Source organism: Rathayibacter tanaceti, assembly GCF_001634385.1.
GTDB lineage: Bacteria > Actinomycetota > Actinomycetes > Actinomycetales > Microbacteriaceae > Rathayibacter > Rathayibacter tanaceti.
Genome location: NZ_LIIN01000009.1, coordinates 12,971 through 33,046 on the forward strand (window position 1 = coordinate 12,971; position 20,076 = coordinate 33,046).

The window sequence follows — 20,076 nt, forward strand, 5'->3', positions numbered from 1 at the left end:
GTAGTTGGACCACCGCCGGCAGAGCAGGCAGCACGCATCGGCCCTAAGCTCGATCGACTTCATAGCGCTCTAGAGGCGCGTCGGGTCAATGTGCACGAAGCAGCCGACGAGGGTGACCCCTCGCTCATTGTCGTCTTTGACCTCGCCGGAACAGTAGAGGATTTCCGCAAAGCGGCGGCAAAAGTGCCGGGCTTCGACTACCTGCTGGAAGTTGACGAGGAAAAGAGTCAACCGGATTCCCTTTTTCATCTAGAGGAACATTCCGTAGCAGTCAACAAGCCCGTGCCTCGCACACTTCACGTTGTCATGTCCGACGCAGCCGCCGCACGTCAACTCGTGTCTCTTTTCAAGCAGTGGGAAGAAAATCCACGCGTGACACTAAGGACGGGCTTCAATCCCCTTAAGCAAGTTTTCGCGCAACTACGAAATGTTCGACCTTGGAGTATTCAGGATAGAGTTCGAGAGACAGGCCTCCTGGAGGAGTGGAGCGAAGATCTCGAAGCAGCGGGCCCGTACAGAAGCAGTAAGCGCGTAGAGATTGAGTTATGGTTTCGAAGCGACGCGGACCTGCGAATAAGGGCAGAAGGTCACGTACGAAGAGTAGTTAGTGCAAGCGGTGGTCAGGTAGTCTCTTCAACAATAATTGCGGAGGCAAGCTACCATGCCCTCCTTGCCGACATTCCCATACAAGCCGTGGAGTCCGTCGTCAAAGATGGGGCGGAGTCTTTGGCCGTCTTGACGACCGATGCCGTTATGTTCGTGAGCCCATATCGGCCCATGTCCTTTGAAACAACCAGCGCATTTGAGCCACAAGAACTCCCCACCCCCACGGAAGCTGATACGTCGCCCCCTCGAGTTGCCCTACTCGATGGGTTGCCGATAGCCAATCACCCCCACCTTGCGGGCAAAGTCATAGTCGACGACCCCGATGACTTAGCGCAAGAGTATCCCATTTCGGCCCGCGCACATGGCACGGCGATGGCTTCTTTGATCATTAGAGGCGACCTCAGGGACGGATCGCAGCCCATCGCTGGTCGCATCTATGTTCGCCCCATACTTACGCCCCACGAATTCGGTGATCGAGAGGTTGCCAAGAGTGACCTGCTATTTCCCGACCTCCTCCATCGATCGATCAAACGGATAGTTGACGGTGACGACGGCTCCCCCGCCGCCGCACCAAGCGTGAGAGTTATCAATCTATCGATAGGTGACGATACTAAAGTATTCGTAAACCGCATGAGTCCGGCAGCGAGAGTCATCGACTGGCTGTCGGTGAACTACAACGTACTCATCATTGTAAGTGCCGGAAATCACGTAAGACTTCCTATTGAAATACCGGCGAGTGCCACCAGCAGTGCGGAGACTCTCCACTCCGCCGCGCGACAGGCGACTTACGCATCCGCGCGACACCGTGGCATGTTGTCTCCAGCCGAGTCTATTAACGCGATCTCGGTCGGCGCCCTCCATCAAGACAGCTCAGGAGCGCAAGCACCTGACACCGTTTTGGATGCCACGGCAGAGGGCGCACCCGCGCTGTACAGCGCCGTCGGGCTCGGTTTCCGTGGATCCGTGAAACCAGACCTATACATGTCTGCTGGGAGGGCGTTCTACTCCCGCCCGCCCCAGGATGGCAATTCTGTTCGCATCAAGCCAGGCCAGCCTGGAAACGAAGGACCCGGACACCTAGTGGCTGGCCCTCCGCACTCGGGACTGAAAACGGGCGTGGCGTACACTCATGGCTCGAGTAATGCTGCCGCACTGGCGACTCGCACCGCAGCTTCTATTTTTTCAACTCTAGAGGATCCTTCTCAAGTTGGAGACCCTTTTCCCTGGCCCGACGCCCAATATCACCCCGTTTTAGTCAAGGCCCTATTGGTGCATTCGGCACGATGGGGGATCAATAAAGACAGACTGATCGCAGAGCTTGGACCCTTGCATGAAACTCTTCGGGCTCGAAGAAACCTCACTAAACTTCTTGGCTATGGCAGCGTAGATTCGAATCGCGCAATGTCTGCCCTTACAAATCGTGCACTTATCGTGGGCGCTGGGACCCTTCGGGCCGGGGATCGGCAGCGCTTTGAGTTTCCCCTGCCGGCCGACCTTCGATCTTCTACGGCTTGGCGCCGCCTAACCGTGACGCTCGCATGGCTGACACCAATTGAGCCGAGCTCACGCAAGTACCGAGGAGTAAAGCTCACACTTAAGGATCCGGACACAAATATTATCGGGGCGAGCGCCTCACAAGCCGATTATTGGCCCAGCCTAAACGGCACCGTCCAACAACATGTACTGGACGGATCTGCGGGTGTGAACTTTGGCGAGAATGGAGTCATTCGGCTAGACGTTGACGCGCATTCAGACGCTATTAAAGATTCGACTCCAGTTCGCTTTGCGCTCGTTACCTCCCTTGAAGTGGCGCCCAGCACATCCGTCAATGTATTTGACCAAGTTCGTGCGGGCTTACGAATTCAGGCCTCGGCCCGGACCGCCGCTCAAGTTCGCACGCGGTAGACCACCACCCTCGACTATTGACACGCGTTCGAGCAAATGGTTGCCGTCAGTTTTTGAACCAAGTGAAAGCAGGGCGCCCGTTCGGCATTTCCTGACTTAGCTCCAGAAGCCAAAGCGGAATAGGTTGCCCTTTAGCGTGTAAAACGGAGACCCAGAGTTGCGCTGCTGCGACCTCATATTCTTCGGCCATGATTCACCTACACTCGATGCGGTTCACGCACGCCGTTAGTCTCTTGTGGGGTCGTACAGCTAGCCTCGGCGGCACTGTCTTACTATCCGCCGTAGTCCTGTTTGCGGATCGGAGAAAGCACGCCGTCAAGTTGTCTCTTGCGTTCTGCGCCTGCTCGACCCCGCTCCTCAGCCTTCAGTCGCGCTGCCGACCGAGGACGCACACCCTCGTCTCGCATCGCCTTCGCGGCTCGACCGACGGCCCCGCTGAAATCGGTGAGGTCGAGGAGCGCCAGCGATGGCAGACCGGCGAGGATCACCTCGATGTCCGGCTCGTCGCTTAGTAGCGCCGTCAACGCGTCGACGTTCGCCTGTCCGTACCTTCGCGGAATGCCCTGAGGCGTCGCCTCCTGCGCTCGCGCGAGATCAGCCATGACGGGGCGCGGCTGGTGGAAGCGATGGGCGTATGCGGTCAGCAAGGCCCGCAGATCAGTGCTCGCCCGAGCGACCTTGTGCGCGTCGGATACGGACATCCGCAGCAGGTCCTGAACGTCACGTGGCTTCTTCGGCCAGACGAGGCCGTCCAGATGCTGCCCGTTCCGCAGGATCTTGCGGTTCAGCGCATGCACGGCCTCCACGACAGGAACGGGAACAAGTCCCCACCCGCCGAGTGGCTCCGAGTCATCGAGGTCCGCCATGCCTCCAGTCTTGCGCACGCGCATCGGGTTCGCACATCGGATCTTGCTTCGCTCTTGCGCTTGACATACACAAATGTGTACGTTGGCCGCAGCGGCGACCCGGTTGGACGGCCTCGGATCCATGCGTGCCGCTGATCCTCGAAAATTTCCGGCGCTCGACCGGTCAATCAAGAGATCAATCAAGGGTCGCTGAGGATCGTCGATCCGGAACCCAGAGCGTGCGCACCCCGCGCACCGAGACCAGGAGGAACAACATGCCCGTCAAGAAGACCGGACTTCCCGTCATCAGCGAGACCTACTTCGGAGGACCCGCCTACGCCGTCGGCGAGGTCGAGCAGCTGATGGAGTTCGAGAACGGCCAGGCCGTCAAGCAGCAGCACGACCCGAGGACCAACAAGCCAATGTGGACCGTGCGCGTCTTCGATGCCGATCCCGAGGCACCGAAGGGCCAGGGCGAGGTCACCGTGAAGATCGTGTCGGCCACCCACCCGACACTCCCGCCCGAGCTGCCGGGGCTCCCCTTCCGCCCTGTCATCTTCGATGACTCGTGGTCGTCCCGTACGTGAAGGAGGGGGCCGGCCGCCCTCGCGTCGCCTACTCGCTCCGAGCCGGCGGGATCCGGCCCGCCATCGTGAAGAAGGCCGGCGACTCGTGATCGTCGCCGAGCTGCGCAACTACGCCTTGGCTCTCTGGGCACTGGTGCGGCGGCACAAGCGCATCACGCTGCTGCTCGCGGTCCTCGGGCTACTGCTCGGACAGTGGCGGCCGGTCCAGGGCCTCTTCGCGATCGTGGCCGTCGCACTTGTGAGTGCAGGACTCGTGTGGCGTTATCGCGACGGGAGGTCGCTCGAAGCCCACGAGTTCGGCAAGTGGCAGCGAAGGAGCCGTGCCTTCATCCGCTCCGCCTGGCCCGAACTCATGATCCGCCTCGGACTCTCGGTTCGGTCGGCAGCAGCGTCCTCGGAGATCCCCGCCATCAGCGCGGCCGAGTGGAACGGGTACTCCGTGTCGCTGCTGGTCCGCTTCCCGCTGGGCATGACGAGGGAGAACATCACCGCTGCTGGGCCCGCCATCGCGGAGTCCTTCGGCGCTGTGTCCGTCACCGTCGATGCTGCACCAGGTGGAGCGCTCGTCGTCGTGAACTACGCGGATCCTCTTCGCGAGCCGATCCCACTCGGAGATCCCGGGGATCACGTCGACCTCCGTGCCGTGCCCATGGGCGTGCAAGCGTCCGGCGCTCCGTGGGCCTTCCGTGTGGGGCCGCACACCCTCGTGGCCGGGTCCTCGGGCTCGGGCAAGGGCTCGATGCTGTGGAGCCTCCTCATCGGGCTGGGACCGGCGATCCGTAAGGGGCTCGTGGAGGTCCGTGGCATCGACCTCAAGGGCGGCATGGAGTTGGCGATGGGCGAGGGCCTCCTCACCCAGTACGCAACCGAGCCGGAGGCCGCGGTGATCCTGCTCGAGCGCGCCTGCTCGGACATGCGGGAGCGCGCCGCCCTCCTGGCGGGCAACGTTCGCGAACACACCGTGAGCATCGAGAGCCCCCACGTCCTCGTCGTCATCGACGAGCTGGCAGCACTGACGGCTTACCAGACGGACCGCGATCTCCAACGTCGAGCGAATGCGGCACTCGCGCTCCTGTGTTCGCAAGGTCGCTCTCCCGGCTTCACGGTCTTCGCGTGCTTGCAGGACCCCCGCAAGGAGACGTTGCCTGTTCGCGGACTCTTCACCCAGACCATCGGCCTCCGTCTTCGCGACGCATTGGAGACCTCGATGGTCCTCGGCGAGGGCATGCGAGAGAAGGGCGCGCTCTGCCATCAGATACCGGCGACGCTGCCCGGCGTGGCCTTCGTCGCACCCGAGGACGGCGGGGTCCCCATTCGCGTCCGCGCTGCTTATGCCTCCGACGACGTCATCCGATATGCCGCCGCCACATACGAGGCACCGCGGCATGAACTCATTCGGACTCCCGCCCCGGCAACCGCCGAGACGGACCACACGTCGCCGCGCTCGCCCCGAGCGCGACGCAACCGTAAGACAGGAGAGGAATCATGAAGATCTCGACCCGAACTCGTCTCACCGTTGGCATCGTCGGCGGAGTAGTCGCAGTCGCCGCCGCAGGAGCGGTCGGCTTCGAGGTAGCAAGCACGACAGGTGAACCGTTCTCGCGTGGATACGAGGCGGGCATCACCACGACCCGGTTGGACTTCTGCAACCTCCAGTTCAGAGGAAAAGCCGGGAAGCCAAGTGCAGACGATCCGCGCACCTATAGCGGCCTGCCCGCGAACCTCATCGTCGCGGATCGCGCATGCTCCCCGGAACTCGTGAGCGCCTGGAACCAGGGGCAGGAGGACGCCGGGTCAGACAAGCGCGCATGCACGCTCGATGACCAGCTCACCGCACTAGTCGGTGCCTACGTGTGCACCGTGACGACGACCACGAGCTACTGATGCCGACCCTCGCCGACACCGTCACCGACCGCGTGCGGCGCCCCGACTCGAGGAATGGATGAAGGGCGCAGCCGCCACCGGCTACTGCGCCAACCCCGTCCGCCTCGTCGGGTCGTCTCACGTGGTCGATGCGGTGTCCGGCGAGGTCGTCTCGTCGTACGAATCCGCGCGGCAGCCGGATGGAATCACCTACGTCCGTTGCGGCAACCGCCGCGCCGTCCGGTGCCCCTCGTGCAGCCACGAGTACAAGGGCGACATGTGGCACCTCGTGGTCGCCGGGGCTGCCGGTGGGTCCAAGGACGTTCCCGAGTCGGTGGGCACCCACCCGCTCGTGTTCTTGACCCTCACGGCTCCGTCCTTCGGAGCGGTCCATGCGTCGAAGAAGGCACGGGGATCCGGCTCGACGCGCTGCCGCCCCCGGTCGAAGAAGGAGCTGTGCCCGCACGGCCGACCGGGCGGATGCATGAGCGTGCACGATGCCGACTCGCCTCTCGTCGGAGAGCCGATCTGCCGTGAGTGCTACGACTACGTCGGGCACATCGTCTGGCAGTGGCACGCGCCTGAGCTGTGGCGGCGCTTCACCATCGCGCTCCGCCGTCGAATCGCCCAGTCGCTCGGTCTCAGTGAGTCAGCGACGCGGAAGCTCGTGCGGGTGCAGTTCGCGAAGGTGGCGGAGTTCCAGAAGCGCGGTCCCGTGCACTTCCACGCGCTGATCCGTCTCGACGGTGACGCTCGCCCGGATGATCCGTATCCGGTTCCGTCGGTGCTCATCTCCTCGTCCGATCTGTCGCGCATGGCCATCGAGAGCGCGGCAGCGGTCCAGGTGACGGCCGCCCCTGTCGTCCCCGGCGAATCCCCTCGCTCCCTCCGGTTCGGTCGCCAAGTCGATGCTCGCGCCGTCGTTCGCCACCACGCGGAGAACGATGGCGAGCTCACGGATCGAGCGGTCGCGGCCTACATCGCGAAGTACGCGACGAAGGCCACCGAGGAGGTGGATCCCTCGGCAGTCGCAAACGGCCCTCGCCCGCATGTCGCGCAGCTCAAGCAGACCATCGAGGACCTCGCACGGATCACGCGCCTCGGCCCCGAGGACGACTACGCGCTCCTCGGCAAATGGGTCGGGATGCTCGGATTCCGCGGCCACTTCGCCACCAAGTCCCGCCGCTACTCGACGACGCTCGGGAAGCTCCGCTCCGCCCGCCGTCTCTGGCAGAAGCGCATCTCCGCCAAGAGGGACGCGACCCATGGCGTGGAGAGCGACGAGGAAGACGACGAACTCGACGACGAGACGACCCTCGTCGTGGCCCAGTGGAGCTTCGCCGGGATGGGCTGGCTCACCAACGGCGACGCCGCTCTCGCAGCAGAGGCAGCCGCTCGCGCGCGCGAATGGAACGACCAGCGCCGCGAACAGATGAAGACCAACAAGAACAAGGAGAGGTGAATGTCATGGAGAAGCTCATGCTCACTCCGGAGGAAGTCGCGGACGCACTCGGTGTGGGTCGTTCGACCGTCTACGACCTGATGCGGCTCAAGATCCTGCCGAGCGTCCGCATCGGCCGCTCGCGTCGCGTCCGCGTAGAGGATCTGCGCGCCTACGTGGGCACGCTCATGGAAGCCCCGGTGCCGCAGTGAGCAAGCGCGCCAACGGCGAGGGATCCGTCTACCAGCGGAAGGACGGTCGGTGGAGTGGGGCGACGTACGTTCTGCAACCCGATGGAGGCCGCCGCCGTCGACAGGTCTACGGCGCCACTCGCACCGAGGTCTCCAAGCAGCTCGCGGAGTTGAAGGCCAAGACCGACCGGGGCATTCCGGCCTCGATCAGCACATGGACGGTCGAGAGCTACTCCGCGCACTGGCTCGCGAACACCGCGCACGGGTCGTTGAAGCCCGCGACCGTCGCGAACTACTCGTGGATGATGCGGAAGCACATCGTTCCCGCGCTCAGCCGCGTTCGTCTCGACAGCCTCACCCCTGCGCACGTCCGCGAGCTGCACACGAAGGTCGGCGCGGCCGGCGTCTCCTCCCGCACCGTCCAGCTCGCCCATGCGGTGCTCCGCACGATGCTCTCCGAGGCCATGCGCGAACAGGTCGTGGCGCGGAACGTGGCGTCGCTCGTCCGGACCCCACGCGTCGAGAGGACCGACGTGTCTCCGTGGACGCCCGACGAGGCCGCGGCCTTCCTCGATGCGAACCGCGGCGATCAGTACGTCCATCTGTACTCGACCGCCCTGGCTCTCGGGATGCGGAAGGGCGAGCTGCTGGCGCTCCGCTGGGCCGACGTGGACCTCGATGCCCGGGAACTCCGCGTGCGCCAGACCGTGCAGCGTCTCGGAGCCGGTCAGGGCATGGTCATCGGCACCCCCAAGACCGCCCGCTCACGCCGGACGATCCCTCTCCCCCAGCTCGCGATCGACTCCCTCATGGCTCGTCGACGAGCGCAGCTCGTCGATCAACAGCTCGCCGGTGACCGATGGACCGACAACGACCTCGTGTTCACGACCAGCATCGGCACCATCATCGAGCCGACCAACCTGCGACGGAGCTTCGATGCGGCCATCGCGCGGGCCGGCGTCCGCCGCATCCGCTTCCACGATCTGCGGCACACGTGCGCGTCGCTCCTGCTCGCCGAGGGTGTGCCCATGCGCGTGGTGATGGAGATCCTCGGGCACTCGGCGATGGCGATCACCTCCGACATCTACTCGCACGTGATGCCCTCGGCGCTGACGAACGCCGCGGCCGCCATCGACAAGGCGTTCACGAGGGCGGACTCATGACGGGACCCGGGCCCTACGAAGCTGCGGAGAGCTACCGATGCGGCGCAATCAGCCGCGAAGAACTCGTGCAGATCCTGACCACCTGGCGCTACGTCCCGGGCGAGCAACGCACCGCCGGGCTCCACGACGACCTGCTCAACTTCGTCCCGGGCTCCTTCGACGAGGTCGCGGCGGCCTTCGACGGCGAACTCATCGACGGAGAGCTCTACGACATCGCGCACGAAGCGCTGCGCTCCCAGAACGCGCCGCCGTGAGACGAGAACCGGGGGCGTTGCTGTCGCGGTTGCTGTCAGCGTCCCGCCACGACCGAGATCGGCAGGCCGACGCCGTCAGCTCGTCCCTCCCAGATCCACCCGCCAAGAGAGGAAAACCCCAGATGAAGCACCAGAAAAACGAAAACGGCCCGCTTTCGCGGACCGTTTCATTCTGTCTCAACCAGAGTGCGCCCGGAGGGATTCGAACCCCCAACCTTCTGATCCGTAGTCAGATGCTCTATCCGTTGAGCTACGGGCGCAGTGCATCGCGTGGCCTGGGAGGGCACGCAACGAGGTACGACTATACATGGCGCCGACCGCGTCCGCGAATCGCCGGGAGCGTCCGGCCGGCGCCGAGCGAGTCACCCGTCCGCGCCGGCTGGCCGTCCGAATCGGCCGGTCGACTCAGGCAGTCCGAAGAGCCGCACCGGCCCGGCGCGGTCACGGAAGCGACCCCCGCGGAGACGCGTACCGTTGCTCCCATGGAGGCCGCAGCGATCGAGCTCGAGCGATTCGTGGTCTCGCCACTGCACCGCTACGAGGGCCGACCCCCTGACGGGCCGATCACCTTCGAGGGCAACGAGCAGCCCGAGCGCATCGAGGTCCGTGCCGGCCTCGGGATCGTCGGCGACCGCTTCTTCGCCCAGCGCGCCCACCGCTCTGCAGCGATCACCCTCTTCGCGATCGAGACGCTCGAGCGCATGGCCACCGATCTGCGGACCGATCCGTTCGACCCCGCCGACACTCGGCGCAACATCATCGTTCGCGGCGCCGACATCGATGCCCTGGCCGGCAGAACCTTCGCGCTCGAGCAGGACGGAGAGCGGATCGAGTTCCAGGGCGGCCGGCCGGCCAACCCCTGCGCCTGGATGGACGTCGTGCTCGACCCCGGAGCGTTCCACGCGATGCGTCGTCACGGAGGCGTCCGGGCGGCACCGCTGACCAACGGCGTCCTCCACATCGGCCCTGCGCGTCTCCTCCTCCACAGATCCGACGACATGCTGATCTGACCCCGACGGCGAGCGCCTAGGCTCTGTGCGACCGACCACCCTGAACGAAGGAGGCCCCGTGCTCCGCCCGAGCGACCTCCTTCCCACCCTGGCGTCGACCCTGCGCCGCGGCCTGCGCGATGTGTTCGCAACCACACGCTCCCGCCGCCGCGATCCGCGCCGCCGCTACCGCAGCACCGACGTCTCGGTCCAGCGCGTGCATCATCGCGACGTCTGGGCCCGGGTCAGCACCGTCGGTCGCGAGGGCGAGCGCACGTTCGTCCTGGTGCCCGGCATCGGAGTCGCGGCGACCTACTTCGAGCGTCTCGCTCCAGCGCTCAACGAGTTCGGCCCGGTGCACGCCCTCGACCTTCCCGGCTTCGGCGGCGTACCGCACCCGGTCGACGCGCGGCGGATGGACATCGGCGACTACGCCGAGCTCGTCGGCGCTGTGATCGACGAGCTGAATCTCGACGACCCCGTCGTCCTCGGCCACTCGATGGGCACGCAGGTCGTCGCCGAACTCGCGTCCCGGCGTCCCGAGCTGACGACGATCGTCCTGCTGGGCCCGGTGATGAACCGCCACGAACGGCGCATCCCGATAGCGGCGCTCCGATTCGCCCAGTCGAGCGTGCGCGAACCCGTGAAGGTCGCCGTGATCGCCGCCGGCGCGTACCTTCTCTGCGGACCACGCTGGTTCTCGCGCGTCCTCCCCGAGATGATGCAGTACCGGATCGAGGACACCGTGCCCCGGATCCTCGCCTCGACGCTGATCATCCGCGGAGAGCACGACAGGCTCGTGCCGCGCGAGTGGGTGGAGGAGATCGCCGACGCCGTGCCGCATGCCCGCGCCTGGGAGATCCCCGACGCCTCCCACTCGGTGATGCACGCCCACGCCGAAGAGGTCGCCCGCCTCTGCGTCGAGCACGCACGCGCTCCGCGACCCGATCGAGAGGAGGCAGCCCTGCGCCGCTACCCCGACTCCGAGGTCGACCGATCCGAGGAGGATGCACCCGTCGAGGATCCGATCGGCGCCCTCCGCGGCCGCCTCACCGAGCTCGCCGGCATCCTCGTCGACGACGACTCCCTCATCGCCGAGGGCAAGACCCAGCACGCCGAAGCGAGCGACCCCGCAGCGCTGCGCGAGGTCGCTCCCGACCCGGGCGAGGGCGAGATCGTCGACGACGGGCGCACCGAGCACTAGACCCGGAAGAAGGAGGAGACGTACCGACGACGTCAGTGCCGAGGCCGTCGCGGTTCAGGACTCCTCGCCCAGAATCTCCTCGCGGATCCGCCGGAGGTCCTCCGCCAGGGCGCCCAGCAGGATCCAGTGCTCCGGATGCGGAGCGACGATCACCAACGGCGCGGTGAGGGCCGGCAGCTCGTCGGTGATCGCCTCCGGCTCGGGCACGGCGACGGAGGTCTGCACGAGCAGCCGCAGGTCGTGAGCTGCACGATGCAGCTGCACGGCGATGTCCGCGATGGTCGGCTCGCCGACCAGTTCGTCGTCGTAGAGGTCGTGCACCGTCCGGGTCATGCCGCGCACCCGGGTGACGATGCGCCCGAGGCGAGGCATCACGGAATCGAGCGCCAGCAGCCGATCGCGGTGACCGGAGCGGCGTGGATTGAAGCGCAGCGACTCCTCGCCGGTCGCGATCGCCTCCTCCGCCTTGCGCTGCATCGTCTGCAGGAGCCGCGCGTGATGAGCATCTCGTCGAGGCGCCGCCGCGGGACCGGGGACTGCAGCGCATCGGCGAGGTCGTCGAGACCGGCCGCGAGCTGCGCAGTGAGGTCGCCGACCGCCCGCTCGGCCGGGGCGAGCGCGACAGGGGGCACGATCGCAATGTTGACGACGACTCCCACCGCTGCGCCGACGAGCGTCTCGAGGATGCGGTCGAGCGCGTAGTTCGGGGTCACCGCGCCGACCGAGAGCACGAGCATCGCGCTGATCGGGATCTGCACAGCGGAGGCGGGAGTCAGCCGGACAACCCAGCCCACTGCGATCGCGGCGACGATAGCGAGCAGCACGATGAGGCTGTCACCGCCGAGGACCGTGCCGATCACCGACCCCACGATGACGCCGATGATCACGCCGACCGAACGCTCCATCGCCTTCGAGAACGACTGATTCACGCTCGGCGCGACGACCAGCAGCGCAGCGATCGCGCCGAAGACCGGCAGCGTCCCGGGAAAGATCAGGGCGGCGAGGAGCCAGGTGACGACCGTGGCCGCCGCCGTCTTCACCAGTTGCAGCACCGGCGGCCGCGAGGGCACGGTGAAGCTGGAGGTCAGGCGCATGCACCCACGGTAGCGATCCCGTCCGAGCTCACCGGTGCGCGGCCGTCTCGACGCTCGCGAGGACCGCGCGCAGCGAACGGGACGCCTCCGCGCCGCGTTCCTCGGACACGCCGGCCAGCAGCTCCCGTTCGATCGCGAGCACCTCGGGGAAAGCCCGGTCGACCAGCTCCTCCCCCGCCTCGGTAAGGGCGATGAGCGTGCTGCGGCCGTCGGCCGGATTCGCCGAGCGCCGCAGCAGACCACGTCGCTCCAGCGAGTGCACCCGCTTGGTGATCGCGGGGGCGGAGGCGAGAGCGATCGTCCGCAGAGACGTGGGCGATTGAGCGGTTCGGGCCCGGCGCAGGGTGGTGAGGATGTCGAACTCGCCGCGGGTCAGCCCGTGCTCCGCGAGAAGCGCTTCGGTCGCCCGCACGATCAGGGCCGATGCGCGGATCACCCGCCCGACGACGTCGATGGCGGAGGTGTCGAGCTCGGGCCGTAGCGCCGCCCAGCCAGCGCGGATCTCGTCGACGGCGTCCACCGGGCGACCCTCGGAGTCATTCATGGGTAAAGTATATCTGCTTCACGCGTGAAGCATGTTTCCGGCCAGAGCCGCTCGGATCGTCCGCCGATCAGAGGAACCGATGCCCGCCACCACCTTGCCGCACCCCCGCGAACTCGTCGCTTTCGGACCCCATGCGGGCGCCCACCGTGTCGCCGTCCGCGCTGGGATGTCGATCGCCGCGCCCCTCGTCGCCCTCTGGGCCGCCGACCGCACCGACCTCGCCCTCTACGCGACATTCGGCGCCTTCACCGCGCTCTACGGACGCCAGCACACACACCGGCCGCGCCTCGGGATGCAGCTCTCGGCCGCAGCTTTCCTCGTCGCGTCCGTGACGATCGGCTCGGCTGTCGCCCTGTCACCTCAGCGGGAGTGGCTGATCATCCCCGTGGTGGTCGCCGTGACGGTCGCCGCCGCCTATCTCAGCGACGCACTGCACTGGCACCCGCCCGGACCGCTCTTCCCCGTCTTCGCTGTCACGGCCTGCGCCTCGGTGCCGACCGAACCCGCGCGCATCCCGCTCGCCTTCGCACTCGCGGCCGGTTCCGCCGCGTTCGCCCTTCTCGTCGGAGCGAGCGGATCCGCGCTCCCCCGTGCGCGACGACTCACGCCGACTCCGTGGCGCACCTCCTTCCGCGCCGCCGCGACCCGCCCCGCCACCCGGTCCGCGATGCTCCGCTTCGGATCCGTCGTCCTCCTCGCCGGCACCATCCCGACGGCGACCGGCCTGGGCCACCCCTACTGGGCGATGGTCTCCGCCGTGGCTGCGGTCTCGGGAGTCGACGCAGGCGCCCGCCTCGTCCGCGCCGGGCAGCGGATGCTCGGCACCGTTGTCGGGGTCCTGATCGCGGCCGGACTCCTCGCCCTCCCCCTCCCGCCGCTCGCCGTCATCGTGGTCGTCGTGCTGCTTCAGATGACTGCCGAGCTCTTCGTGGGCCGAAACTACGGCCTGACCCTCGCGTTCGTCACCCCGCTCGCGATCCTGATGGTCGAACTCGCGCACCGCACCGACGAGCTGGTGCTGCTGCGCGACCGTGCCCTCGAGACCGCGCTGGGAGTACTCGTCGGAGTCGCATCGACCCTGATCGCACACTCGGCGTCGCGGAGAGGCCAGCGGATCGCTCACGGGGAGGCAGAGAAGCCCGGAGGACAGTGAGCGCCCCGGACGGATGGCGACCCGATATGAACGGGTGCAGCCAGCGACGGAGACGACACGACGTCGAGTCGGTGCCGCCGCTCGATGCCAGAACAGGTCCTCTCAGCACGAGCCGAGGCGGCGGTCCCGGAGGACAGCGAAGGCCCCCTGCTTCCACGAAAGCAGAGGGCCTTGTCACTGGCGGTACCGGTGGGATTTGAACCCACGGTGGACGCAAGCCCACACATGTTTTCGAGACATGCTCCTTCGGCCGCTCGGACACGGTACCGGGGTCGAGTGTACGCGACGGCCTGAGGTCGCGCCAATCGGCGGACGTCAGGCGGGCAGCAGGAAATCGAGCACGCGCCGCCACTCAGGGACGACCAGCAGGTGGCCGCGGCCGGGGACGAGTTCGAGGCGCGAATCCGGTAGACGCTCGGCGTACCACTCGGCGTGCCGGCGGCCGATGAGCGCGTCCTCGGCGCCGTAGAGGAGCAGCGCGGGCGATGCGACCGCCTCGACCGCGAATCCCCACTCCTGCACGCCGTAGCCCACGAGATCGGCGGCCAGGCCGAGAGTGCCCTGCTCGACCGAGCGTTCGAGCATCCGCTCGAGGCGCTCACGCGTTCCAGGCGTGTCGAGCACGGATGCGTCCGCCTCACCCGTCGAGAGCATCCCGAGCAGCGCATCGAGCTCCGGCGCGCCGCCGAACGCCGCATCGAGCGTGGTCGTCAGCGAGCGGACGGCCTCGCCGGGAGGAAGCCCGGCGAGCGCGTCATACGCGACGCGGTTGTCGCTGCCGACCCAGGGAACCGCGTCGTCGGGCGCAGGGGTGGCGATCACGGCCAGGCGCTCGACCAGCCCTGGGTAGTTGGCCGAGAGGGCGAGCGCGACGCGCCCCCCGGCCGACCAGCCGGCGGCGCTGACGGAGGCGATTCCGACGCTCGCGAGGTACTCGGCGATGTCGGCGGCGGCTTGCTCGGGATTCGCGCCGGCTCCGGCGCCGGCGGGATCGAGGTCGGTGAGGAGGGACGACGCACCGTAGCCCGGCCGGTCGAACGAGAGGAGGCGCACTCCGTCGCGTGCGGTGGTCAGCGGATCGGGATCGAAATCGGAGGAGCCGGGAGCCGGATGAGCGAGTACGACGGTGTGTTCTGCAACCTCGGCGCCCGACCAGCTCACGCCGAGCCTGCGACCGGACTTGAGGACGTGCACTGTCGAGGGCATGGCTCCAGTCTTGCTCAGACCACTGACACCGACGCGGCGGCACTCGGATCGAAACACTCTCCACAACCGACGCCTCGCCACATCTCTCCCCAGAGCTGGCGTGGCCGGACGTCGACGTCGGGGGTCGACGCTACAGTCGAAGACACGTTCGAACGAACACCCGTGTCGGGGGTCACCCGTAGCGTCTCGCTCATCGCCCCCTCCCGCCTCGAAAGGACCTCATGGCCTCCTCCAAGACGCGCACAGCCGCATACCGATGCTCGGAGTGCGGGTGGACGACCGCGAAGTGGGTCGGCCGCTGCGGCGAATGCCAGCAGTGGGGCAGCGTCGTCGAGAGCACCGAACGCACGGGGCTGGTGCGCGCGGTCGCCGCCGTCGCTCCTGCCGCCGGTCGGATCGCCCGGCCCATCACCCGGATCGAGACCACCTCCGCCGCGCACCGGCCTACAGGAGTCGGCGAGCTCGACCGGGTGCTCGGTGGAGGCATCGTCGCCGGTGCGGTCGTTCTGCTCTCGGGCGAGCCGGGAGTCGGCAAGTCCACACTGCTTCTCGAGGTCGCGAGCAGAGCTGCAGCCGAGGGCCAGCGCGTCCTCTACGTCAGCGCGGAGGAATCGGCTGCGCAAGTGCGCATGCGGGCCGAACGCACCGGCGCGATGCACGACAGCCTCTTCCTCGCGGCCGAGACCGACCTCGGCACGGTACTCGGCCAGATCGACGAGGTCCTGCCGGACCTCCTCATCGTCGACTCGGTGCAGACCGTCGCGAGCGACACGATCGATGGACTTCCCGGCGGTCCGAGCCAGGTCCGCGAGGTCGCGGCGACCCTCATCCGCGTCTGCAAGGAGCGCGGTCTGCCCCTCGTGCTCGTCGGCCACGTAACGAAGGACGGCTCGATCGCGGGCCCCCGGCTGCTGGAGCACCTGGTCGATGTGGTCTGTCACTTCGAAGGCGATCGTCAGACCGCCCTGCGCTTCGTCCGATCGCTCAAGAACCGCTTCGGCCCGACCGACGAGGTCGGCTGCTTCGAGATGACGGCCGAGGGCATCGCTGAGATCCCCGACCCCAGCGGTCTCTTCCTCAGCCGCACCCGCTTCCCCACTCCGGGGATCTGCGTCACGGTGGCTATGGAGGGGCGCCGCGCACTGCCCGTCGAGATCCAGGCGCTCGTGATCGCGAACGACGGCGAGCATCCGAGACGCGTCACGAACGGTGTCGATGCGTCCCGGGTCGCAATGATCCTCGCCGTCCTCGAACGCCAGGCGGGCATCCCCCTGCGCCGCTGCGATGTCTACGTCTCGACCGTGGGCGGGGTGAAGCTGATGGAGCCGGCGGCCGACCTCGCCATCGCGGTCGCCATCGCCTCCGCCCACGCCTACACGCCCCTCCGCCCCGGAATCGCGGCATTCGGAGAGATCAGCCTCTCCGGCGACATACGCCCCGCCTCCGGTGCGAAGCAGCGGGCGAGCGAGGCGACGCGGCTGGGGCATGCCTCACACCTCGACTCCAGCGCTTTCACACTCTCGAGCGCCATCACCCACGCGCTCGTCCCGGTGCCCGAGCGGATTCCCGCAGGCTGAGCATGCGGATTCGCACCGGCACCCGCCCGCTGACGCCGTCAGCGACCCCTTCATCACAGACCGAGCACTCCTTCGCGCGGCACGCTCAGACGCCGAGCCGGCCACAGGTTCCCAGCGGACGTCTACACGCCTCCACCACCGCCACCGCCTCCGCCACCGCCCGAGCTGCCGCCGCCCCCTGCGCCGCCGCTCGACGAACTCGCCGACGAGCATACGAAACCGGCTGCAGACGACGAGAACGACGACACACTCCCCGCGAAGACCGCTGCTTGGAAACCCCCGCTACCCGAGTACCAGACCGGCGCCTGCCCGGTCTGCTCGTAGGCGGTCGCGAGCGCCCGCGCCCACTCCTTCTCGAGCCCGAAGAGGACGGCCCACGGCAGCAGCCGTTCGGTGACCTCCACCACCTCGACCGAGCCGAGCATGCGCCGATCAGCCCCGCGGGGAGACTGCAGCATCGCGAGCCGGTCGGCTTCGGCGAGCCGGATGTAGAGCTCCAGGCCGCGGAGGTGATCGCGCAGCTCCGCGCCCGCGCGCGTCATCGGGACCTTCGCCACGAGCGCCACCGCGATGACCGCAGCAGCGAGCGCCATCAGCATCAGCAGCACCGGCAGCAACCCGCCGAAAGAGTTGCTGAGCAGCACGACACCTCCCACGAATGCCGCGGCGAAGCCGAGCAGTGCGGTGACGGCCACCGCCACACTGCCAACCACCGTGCCCGGCCGCGTGAGGCCCGCCTCCGCCACCCGCTTGCCGAGCCCCAGCTGGAACTCCGACACCAGCTTGCCGAAAGCCTTGTCCTTCGACGACAGCACCCGCACCGCGCCCGACTCCGTGCCGAAAGCGATGTCGAAGAATCGGCGGTCGTCGGAGGCGACCGGCCGGGGTCTACCCGCCCGATGCGGCGGTGCGGCGGCCGGGTCGAGCACTCGCACCGCGTAGTCCGGCTTGCCGTCGTCTCCCGTCTCCTCGATCCGGACGAGCCCGCGGACCGCAGCGTCCAAAAAGGCGGCGGCAGGGGCCTTCGGCGCCTTCCCGAGCAGAGCGGCCGAGAGGAACAGACCCTCCTCGGGCGGGTCGTACTCGGCGACCACCGCCGGTCGACCGGGGGCGTCACGGAGTACCGTCCGCCGCCGGAGCGAGGCCAGCACCAGCGCGATCAGCACGAGCACCGCGCCCGAAAGCTGCACCCAGGACCAGGCCGAGGCGGTGTAGCGATCGTCGCGCGGGGTGAAGGTGCCGGGGGCGAAGCCGATCGCGACCGTGACGTTGTCGCCCGGAGCCAGGGACTCGCCGGAAGCGGAGATGACCGCGCCGTCGCGGTCGATCGCGCACTCCTGCGTCGACGTCTCGGGGCCGCGATAGCACCTCATGGCACCCGTCGCCGCAGAGGACAGACCGGCCCCGAGCTCGACGCGGACGTCGTAGCGGTCGAACGGCTGCCCCCAGGCAGTGCCATTCGCGTCCCAGACGAACTCATCCTCGCCGCTCGTCGTGACGGAGCCGGGGAGCGTCACGTTGTGCTGCGTGTAGGTGAAGACGTAGGTCTGACTCCCGCTCACGAACCCGTCAGCGGCCGACGTGACGACGAGGAATCCGTCGTCGGTGTCGGTGTCGACCGGTCGCGGCGCACCGTCGCCGTCGGTGACCGACACCAGCTCGACGTCGGTCGGGTGGCCCTCGTAGTCGAGCGGGATCGCTCGCCGCATTCCGCGGTTCTGCTCGGGCGGGAACTCGGCGACGAACGTCTCGACGGTCGTCAATGTCGAGCGGCCCTCAGCGTCACGATCGAGCCGGAAGGCGGCAGAGTACCGCGAGAAGCGGTAGTCCTCGACGTCGATCCGCACCATCGCACGCGAGGCGAGGACGGCATCCGCAGCGTCCCCGGCGCCAAGACCTGCAGTGTCAGGACGGCCCCCTTCAGAACGGCGGGAGTCAGAAGCGCCAAGACCGGAATCCGCAGCTCCTCCCATGACCGCACCCGCACCGGCAGAGACCGCACCGGCACCGGGCATCGGCACGGACACTGCGGCGCCAGCTGCCGGCACCGGCAGCACGAGCACGGTCACCAGCGCCACCACCAGCGCAACGGCAACCCGGCGCCACCGCTTCACCACGTGCCACCCGCGAACCCCGAACACGGTCGAATCGTCCATCCCCACATCCCCGAGATGTTACGGGCGGGCCGCAGCCGGCGCGTCCTCCGAGCGGCTACTCCAGCACGAACTGCGTGGTCGAGCCCGACGCGATTCCCGCGACCGACACAGAGAGGTCATAGGCTGCGCCGCCGGCGGCGGCCGACTCCCGACCTCCCGAACAGGTGTCGGCGGAGGACCGGGTGCGGTCCCAGATCAGCGCGCTGCCGCTCACGGAGCTGCCCGCCTGGAGGAGGACGTCCAGATCGGCGGCGGCGGTCTGGCAGTCGGTCGAGGTCCAGATCCGATCGGAGCCGCTCGAGATGGTGAAGACCTGCTGGCCGGTGCCGGCGTTGATCACACAGTCGGCGCTAGAGGTGTTGGTCAGTGAGAGCGAGAGCTGCGGATCCACACCGCGCGCGTAGCTCGAGGCGTCCGCGACGGCGGTGACGGACACGGCCTCGGCGGTGCACCTCGGAGGAGCGTCCGGCGCGGAATCGGGCGACGTCGTCGGGTAGAGGGTCTGCAGCGCACTCGGTGTCGGCGTCGCGCTCGGAGCAGAATCGAAGGCCCCGGCCCACGGCTCCAGGGAGACCAGGGTCACGATCCCTGCGACGATGACCGCCAGCGCCAGAAGGAGCCCCGCTCGCCGGCGCCGGTAGACGCGGGGCGGCAGACGGGGCGGCGGAGTCACCCCGACAGGCTACGACGTACCGGCTGTCAGAGCATCTTGAGCATACGAGTGTTGCCGAGGGTGTTCGGCTTCACGCGCGCGAGGTCGAGGAACTCGGCCACACCCTCGTCGGGTGAGCGCAGCAACTCCGCGTACACCTCGGGATCGACGACCTTCTCGCCGATCGGGTGAAAGCCGTGCCGGGCGAAGAAGTCGATCTCGAAGGTCAAGCAGAACAGGCGGGACAGCCCGAGTTCACGGGCGTCGTTCTCGAGCCGTTCGAGGATGTGGTGACCGACCCCCTTGCCGAGCCACTCCTGGGCGACCGCGAGAGTACGCACCTCCGCGAGATCGTCCCACATCACATGCAGCGCGCCACAGCCGATGGCGTTGCCCTCGCCGTCCTCCGCGATGCGGAACTCCTGGACGGCCCCGTAGAGCACCACACGATCCTTGCCGAGGAGGACGCGCTCGTTGACGAGCGGCTCGCTCAGCTCCTGAATGAAGGGGACATCACTCGTGCGCGCCCGGCGCACCGGGTACTTCCAGTCAGTCACCCCACCACCCTAGGCCGCCGGGCAGACCGGAGCAGCACTACCCGTCGCGCAACGACCATCACGCCCTGCTCCGCCTGCCGGACGACCAC

20 protein-coding genes and 2 tRNA genes are annotated in these 20,076 nt (G+C 67.6%); 12 read left to right on the forward strand and 10 right to left on the reverse strand.

Features of this window, described 5'->3' with window-relative positions; genetic code table 11:
* The first annotated feature begins 90 nt into the window (after positions 1 to 90).
* On the forward strand, positions 91 to 2,511 hold the full coding sequence (locus ACH61_RS16000) for a S8 family peptidase (RefSeq protein WP_132504812.1): 2,421 nt from the start codon (positions 91 to 93) through the stop codon (positions 2,509 to 2,511).
* Between the two features lie 272 nt (positions 2,512 to 2,783).
* Here the strand turns inward: ACH61_RS16000 and ACH61_RS02295 are convergent, their stop codons facing one another.
* Entirely contained in the window at positions 2,784 to 3,377 is a 594-nt protein-coding gene (locus ACH61_RS02295) for a hypothetical protein (protein ID WP_068208070.1), read from the reverse strand.
* 254 nt (positions 3,378 to 3,631) lie between these two features.
* On the opposite strand from ACH61_RS02295, the gene ACH61_RS02300 reads away from it, so the two are divergent.
* The 7 genes from ACH61_RS02300 (at position 3,632) to ACH61_RS02330 (ending at position 8,855) form a co-directional block, all read left to right on the forward strand.
* Positions 3,632 to 3,943 carry a hypothetical protein gene (locus ACH61_RS02300; protein ID WP_082844948.1) on the forward strand — a complete coding sequence of 104 codons (312 nt, stop codon included), beginning with the start codon at positions 3,632 to 3,634 and terminating at the stop codon, positions 3,941 to 3,943.
* An 85-nt stretch (positions 3,944 to 4,028) separates the two neighbouring features.
* Positions 4,029 to 5,432, forward strand: coding sequence for an FtsK/SpoIIIE domain-containing protein (locus tag ACH61_RS02305; RefSeq protein ID WP_068208073.1), 1,404 nt, complete (start codon positions 4,029 to 4,031; stop codon positions 5,430 to 5,432).
* Complete coding sequence (locus tag ACH61_RS02310; protein ID WP_068208076.1) at positions 5,429 to 5,827, forward strand: hypothetical protein; 399 nt, start codon at positions 5,429 to 5,431, stop codon at positions 5,825 to 5,827. Before ACH61_RS02305 ends, ACH61_RS02310 begins: the two co-directional genes overlap by 4 nt.
* Before the next feature lie 58 nt (positions 5,828 to 5,885).
* Positions 5,886 to 7,268 carry a replication initiator gene (locus ACH61_RS02315; protein WP_068208079.1) on the forward strand — a complete coding sequence of 461 codons (1,383 nt, stop codon included), beginning with the start codon at positions 5,886 to 5,888 and terminating at the stop codon, positions 7,266 to 7,268.
* Between the two features lie 5 nt (positions 7,269 to 7,273).
* Entirely contained in the window at positions 7,274 to 7,459 is a 186-nt protein-coding gene (locus tag ACH61_RS02320) for a helix-turn-helix domain-containing protein (protein WP_068208082.1), read from the forward strand.
* Positions 7,456 to 8,601: a tyrosine-type recombinase/integrase gene (locus ACH61_RS02325; RefSeq protein WP_068208086.1), complete on the forward strand. Its 1,146-nt coding sequence runs from the start codon at positions 7,456 to 7,458 to the stop codon at positions 8,599 to 8,601. Before ACH61_RS02320 ends, ACH61_RS02325 begins: the two co-directional genes overlap by 4 nt.
* 65 nt (positions 8,602 to 8,666) lie before the next feature.
* Positions 8,667 to 8,855, forward strand: coding sequence for a hypothetical protein (locus tag ACH61_RS02330; RefSeq protein WP_132504816.1), 189 nt, complete (start codon positions 8,667 to 8,669; stop codon positions 8,853 to 8,855).
* A 187-nt stretch (positions 8,856 to 9,042) separates the two neighbouring features.
* Here ACH61_RS02330 and ACH61_RS02335 read toward each other — a convergent pair.
* Positions 9,043 to 9,115: transfer RNA gene (locus tag ACH61_RS02335), tRNA-Arg, on the reverse strand.
* 222 nt (positions 9,116 to 9,337) lie between these two features.
* Between ACH61_RS02335 and ACH61_RS02340 the strand changes: the two genes are divergently transcribed.
* Entirely contained in the window at positions 9,338 to 9,865 is a 528-nt protein-coding gene (locus ACH61_RS02340) for an MOSC domain-containing protein (RefSeq protein ID WP_068208092.1), read from the forward strand.
* 58 nt (positions 9,866 to 9,923) lie between these two features.
* On the forward strand, positions 9,924 to 11,048 hold the full coding sequence (locus ACH61_RS02345; protein ID WP_158286096.1) for an alpha/beta fold hydrolase: 1,125 nt from the start codon (positions 9,924 to 9,926) through the stop codon (positions 11,046 to 11,048).
* 54 nt (positions 11,049 to 11,102) lie between these two features.
* On the opposite strand, the gene ACH61_RS18085 is transcribed toward ACH61_RS02345, so the two are convergent.
* Genes ACH61_RS18085 through ACH61_RS02355 form a run of 3 tightly spaced genes read right to left on the reverse strand, consistent with a single transcriptional unit; the run spans position 11,103 to position 12,686 of the window.
* On the reverse strand, positions 11,103 to 11,423 hold the full coding sequence (locus ACH61_RS18085) for a hypothetical protein (RefSeq protein WP_236713507.1): 321 nt from the start codon (positions 11,421 to 11,423) through the stop codon (positions 11,103 to 11,105).
* Positions 11,420 to 12,142, reverse strand: a complete 723-nt coding sequence (locus ACH61_RS02350; protein ID WP_236713508.1) for an FUSC family protein — start codon at positions 12,140 to 12,142, stop codon at positions 11,420 to 11,422. The genes ACH61_RS18085 and ACH61_RS02350 overlap by 4 nt, the downstream gene beginning before the upstream one ends.
* A gap of 28 nt (positions 12,143 to 12,170) precedes the next feature.
* On the reverse strand, positions 12,171 to 12,686 hold the full coding sequence (locus tag ACH61_RS02355) for a MarR family winged helix-turn-helix transcriptional regulator (RefSeq protein ID WP_068208095.1): 516 nt from the start codon (positions 12,684 to 12,686) through the stop codon (positions 12,171 to 12,173).
* A gap of 79 nt (positions 12,687 to 12,765) precedes the next feature.
* Between ACH61_RS02355 and ACH61_RS02360 the strand changes: the two genes are divergently transcribed.
* Positions 12,766 to 13,839 (forward strand): FUSC family protein, encoded by a 1,074-nt coding sequence (locus tag ACH61_RS02360; protein WP_068208099.1) that lies wholly within the window; start codon positions 12,766 to 12,768, stop codon positions 13,837 to 13,839.
* Positions 13,840 to 14,017: 178 nt separating this feature from the next.
* On the opposite strand, the gene ACH61_RS02365 is transcribed toward ACH61_RS02360, so the two are convergent.
* Positions 14,018 to 14,107, reverse strand: a tRNA-Ser gene (locus ACH61_RS02365).
* A gap of 47 nt (positions 14,108 to 14,154) precedes the next feature.
* Positions 14,155 to 15,045, reverse strand: a complete 891-nt coding sequence (locus ACH61_RS02370; RefSeq protein ID WP_068208101.1) for an alpha/beta fold hydrolase — start codon at positions 15,043 to 15,045, stop codon at positions 14,155 to 14,157.
* A gap of 221 nt (positions 15,046 to 15,266) precedes the next feature.
* On the opposite strand from ACH61_RS02370, the gene radA reads away from it, so the two are divergent.
* Positions 15,267 to 16,622, forward strand: coding sequence for a DNA repair protein RadA (radA, locus tag ACH61_RS02375; RefSeq protein ID WP_068208104.1), 1,356 nt, complete (start codon positions 15,267 to 15,269; stop codon positions 16,620 to 16,622).
* A gap of 122 nt (positions 16,623 to 16,744) precedes the next feature.
* Here radA and ACH61_RS02380 read toward each other — a convergent pair whose 3' ends face one another.
* From ACH61_RS02380 to ACH61_RS02390, 3 genes are all read right to left on the reverse strand, one after another.
* A complete protein-coding gene (locus tag ACH61_RS02380; RefSeq protein WP_158286097.1) occupies positions 16,745 to 18,472 on the reverse strand; it encodes a DUF2207 family protein in 1,728 nt (575 codons plus the stop codon).
* A gap of 361 nt (positions 18,473 to 18,833) precedes the next feature.
* Entirely contained in the window at positions 18,834 to 19,451 is a 618-nt protein-coding gene (locus tag ACH61_RS02385; RefSeq protein ID WP_068208107.1) for a hypothetical protein, read from the reverse strand.
* A gap of 26 nt (positions 19,452 to 19,477) precedes the next feature.
* Positions 19,478 to 19,987, reverse strand: coding sequence for an amino-acid N-acetyltransferase (locus tag ACH61_RS02390; RefSeq protein ID WP_068208110.1), 510 nt, complete (start codon positions 19,985 to 19,987; stop codon positions 19,478 to 19,480).
* Positions 19,988 to 20,076 lie beyond the last annotated feature (89 nt).

What these genes read in the sequence shown, in the direction of transcription:
- ACH61_RS02295 (WP_068208070.1), bottom strand. Translation starts at nt 3,377, where the DNA reads ATGGCGGACCTCGATGACTCGGAGCCACTCGGCGGGTGGGGACTTGTT.
- ACH61_RS02300 (WP_082844948.1), top strand. Translation starts at nt 3,632, where the DNA reads ATGCCCGTCAAGAAGACCGGACTTCCCGTCATCAGCGAGACCTACTTC.
- ACH61_RS02310 (WP_068208076.1), top strand. Translation starts at nt 5,429, where the DNA reads ATGAAGATCTCGACCCGAACTCGTCTCACCGTTGGCATCGTCGGCGGA.
- ACH61_RS02315 (WP_068208079.1), top strand. Translation starts at nt 5,886, where the DNA reads ATGAAGGGCGCAGCCGCCACCGGCTACTGCGCCAACCCCGTCCGCCTC.
- ACH61_RS02320 (WP_068208082.1), top strand. Translation starts at nt 7,274, where the DNA reads ATGGAGAAGCTCATGCTCACTCCGGAGGAAGTCGCGGACGCACTCGGT.
- ACH61_RS02340 (WP_068208092.1), top strand. Translation starts at nt 9,338, where the DNA reads ATGGAGGCCGCAGCGATCGAGCTCGAGCGATTCGTGGTCTCGCCACTG.
- ACH61_RS02350 (WP_236713508.1), bottom strand. Translation starts at nt 12,142, where the DNA reads ATGCGCCTGACCTCCAGCTTCACCGTGCCCTCGCGGCCGCCGGTGCTG.
- ACH61_RS02355 (WP_068208095.1), bottom strand. Translation starts at nt 12,686, where the DNA reads ATGAATGACTCCGAGGGTCGCCCGGTGGACGCCGTCGACGAGATCCGC.
- ACH61_RS02360 (WP_068208099.1), top strand. Translation starts at nt 12,766, where the DNA reads ATGCCCGCCACCACCTTGCCGCACCCCCGCGAACTCGTCGCTTTCGGA.
- ACH61_RS02370 (WP_068208101.1), bottom strand. Translation starts at nt 15,045, where the DNA reads ATGCCCTCGACAGTGCACGTCCTCAAGTCCGGTCGCAGGCTCGGCGTG.
- radA (WP_068208104.1), top strand. Translation starts at nt 15,267, where the DNA reads ATGGCCTCCTCCAAGACGCGCACAGCCGCATACCGATGCTCGGAGTGC.
- ACH61_RS02380 (WP_158286097.1), bottom strand. Translation starts at nt 18,472, where the DNA reads ATGGTGCGGATCGACGTCGAGGACTACCGCTTCTCGCGGTACTCTGCC.